Genomic DNA, 3,226 nt, shown 5'->3' on the forward strand with positions numbered 1-3,226 from the left:
ATTATATCGTTGGGTATTACAGCGCGCTCAGGCCGCATGAATATAACGGCGGGTTACCCCCCAACGAATCGGAAAATCGATACTGGAAAAACTCTAAAGTGGTGGCCAGTTTTTGTTGACCACTACAGAGGATGTAAAAGTTATCCTTATCTATATCAAATTCGTAGTTAACAAGTGGACTGCCGCTTGGTTGGTATACGGACTGTTGAATATCCTGAATACGCTTCTGAGAAATCAACTTGCCATGATGGAACAGCTTTATTGTGCCAGCATCTTTTTTGTAACTCAGGAATCCGCTATCAGCACTTCCCGTAACATGTCTCTCAATACTCCAGCCATCACGGCACACGATGTTGTCAGCCATCGCAAATGCAGGAAAAGTCAGGCATGCGGTTGCAGCCAAAGCCAGTATCAGTCGTTTCATTTAAATCGGGTTCCAAAGAAAAACAACACGACGACCAGAATCCCAATAGAAGGCCGCAAGACATTTCAACCGTTATGCGTACCAAGATTACCATCAGCAACCAGGCCAAGGATGACCACAAAACCCCGGATTCTGCCTGATTCCATATTAGTGCGCATAATGTGTTGAACATGTTAAATGGCTGCACGAAGTGCGGACATTTAGCCTTCAGCGCTGAATTATCAGGCAGTGTACATTCACTGACACAGACAAACATTGCTGCAAAGACGGGATTGTTGATGCGTCTTTAATGTTTATGGTTAAGCATCGGCAGGCACGACTATGCGCCTGTTATTTAAAACTATTCTAAGGTGTTTCGCTATCTTAAAGCAATGCAGTTTATGCCGGGATTTCTACTTTCCCAGCGCTGCTTTAACCAGTTCAGATAACAAATGTAAACTGATACATCTCCTTCTGTCATGTAATCGTTGCGCTGAATCTTCCGGGTCAGGGGCCAGAATGCCACCGTTCCGTAAGGTGTTTCACATATAACTACTTTCATGTTTCCGTGCAGCAAAGTTTCAAAAATGATGCCGTTCTTTTTTAGCGCATCTTCGGCATCCATAAGTATTTCATCACGCATTTTATGTACTGAATGGTAATGCTCACGTGAGATTTTCATTGCAGAACGCCGTAAAGCTGATTCCTTTGCATTTTCTGCCACGGAGATAAAGACAACGGTATCCGGAGAATAAATCCTGCGACGAGAGAAGTCTTTATCAAGTTCATATTCCCCGGGATTGTTTTTCCATCGGGCATAACCATGAAGAGATGGCAGGTCATTGCAGAAATACTGGAAGTTATGCCATCGTTCGCACACAGTCACACCTTTATAACCTTTAAAGTATTGTTTGCCTTTGCTTGTCATATAACACCTCGCCAGCATGTTATGCCAGAGAATGAATGACCTTGTACGTTGATGTGTTTTGGTATCCTGAATGGTTGGATGTCCTCCATTTCCAATGTATCCCACATCATAATAACGGGGCTTCATCAGTAAGGTTACGCGCTCCTCTTCTGAGGACGGGAATGCACAATCCGAAACCGCACCTGATTTAATATGCGCCCCATAGACCTCTTTAACTATGCCGCTATCTTTAAATTTAACAACATAATATCCACGTCTTGATTTATCTTCTGAACGACCAAGAATGGAGCACTCACCATTATGCTTTGTTGCAAACACTGCTCCGGGAAACAATGTGTCGTGAGTGTAGTTCTGGTGATATTTTTTGTTTCGAAAGTGAGACATGTAATATTTCCTGAGTGACGAAGAGAAGGGAGAAAAAGAATCGGGTCGGGTCCTACTTTTCCCTTTAACTTCTGTCAGGCCAGCACTGCGGGTGGAGGTCAGGATTAAATTTAAGAATCCATTCAAAAAAAATAAAATTTATAAAGACAGGTAACACAATGCGACAGATAACGTATCACTTTGCCAGTGGCGTTCTGAGGCTGTCACTGAGTCAGTGCAGCACTCATGCCTTATCATGCGCTAATACGCTCAGAATGCGCTACACGCCCTGTAAATCAGGCTCGGGGCAGGGCGTGCAGAGCCTGTTTGATGGCATAATTACAGCACATGCAGCACTGTCTATTTATACAGTTGAATGAAATCAGTGCAGATTGTGACCAGTGACTGCCCAGGAGCGACTGTAGGCTGATGCATGGCTTTGCACTGACCGTGTCGCCTTGATGGCCTGTGATGCGTTGTACGCACCCGGTTATGCCGGGGTGCTGCACCGGAATGACCCGATAGGGTATGGGAATAAAAAATAATATATTTTATTTACAGGTATAAATATCCGTGATAGCATCGCCGCAAGGTTTGCCGGGGTTAATGTTTTATATACTTATACTTATACTTATACTTATTCTTACTCTGTTATCTTAATCAGTTCTCTGTACTTACTCTGCATCTTCTTTTATTGTTTCAATATTCTCCCAATATTAAGCCCTCCGCAGGGAGAGCCATACGGCTTGAGTTTACAAATAACAAACTAAAATAAAATATTAAAGGAAGGGAAGGTCTCCACAGAAGTGAAGACCCGCTGTGTTAGCAGTAACAGTTGACTCAGAACTTAACCTTGTCAAAATCTATTTTGATGTTATCTTTCATTGCATCTATATCATCAACATCCTTTGACTGCCGGGCTGACTTCAGCTCCATAAGGATTTCTTTAAGAAGGTCTGCCTGAACAAACTGAATCACTTTTGACTCGTAAGCTGTAACGCTTCTGATTATCCATAGCGCACAAATAATAGTTATAATGATTTTTATTGCGTTGACGCATTTGCATCTGTGACGAAGTTATTGCTATTGCCGGAGATGAAAGCAGTAAACCAGATACTGATATAAGCAAGGGAAGGGCGTTTAACTTTTTTATTCAACACCTTCCTGCATAATGCATTCAAGCCCCATTGCATCGCCACCCCATAAAGATATAGTGGGTGCCCCACCTGACGCACCCTGAGTGCTCATATCCAGTGCGAGGATGTAAAAGTTATCCTTATCCTTATCTATATCAAATTCGTAGTTAACAAGTGGACTGCCGCTTGGCTGGTATACGGACTGTTGAATATCCTGAATACGCTTCTGAGAAATCAACTTGCCATGATGGAACAGCTTTATTGTGCCAGGGTAATCCCCCCGAAAAACCGGTGTGTTTATAAGTAGAATTTTCTCGTAATCTGAACCGGGGAGACCTCTATGAAAAAATCACGTTTTACCGACAGCCAGATCATGGCCATTCTTAAGCAAGCTGA

The 3,226-nt window shown here is 42.9% G+C and carries 2 protein-coding genes; both read right to left on the reverse strand.

Annotation, left to right across the window (positions count from 1 at the left end; all coding sequences use genetic code 11):
• Positions 1–16 precede the first annotated feature (16 nt).
• A complete protein-coding gene (locus MUU47_RS00295; protein WP_258986130.1) occupies positions 17–424 on the reverse strand; it encodes a hypothetical protein in 408 nt (135 codons plus the stop codon).
• A 358-nt stretch (positions 425–782) separates the two neighbouring features.
• Complete coding sequence (locus tag MUU47_RS00300) at positions 783–1,715, reverse strand: hypothetical protein (RefSeq protein WP_258986129.1); 933 nt, start codon at positions 1,713–1,715, stop codon at positions 783–785.
• Positions 1,716–3,226: the final 1,511 nt, after the last annotated feature.

Source organism: Scandinavium hiltneri, from assembly GCF_024764835.1.
GTDB classification, from domain to species: domain Bacteria; phylum Pseudomonadota; class Gammaproteobacteria; order Enterobacterales; family Enterobacteriaceae; genus Scandinavium; species Scandinavium hiltneri.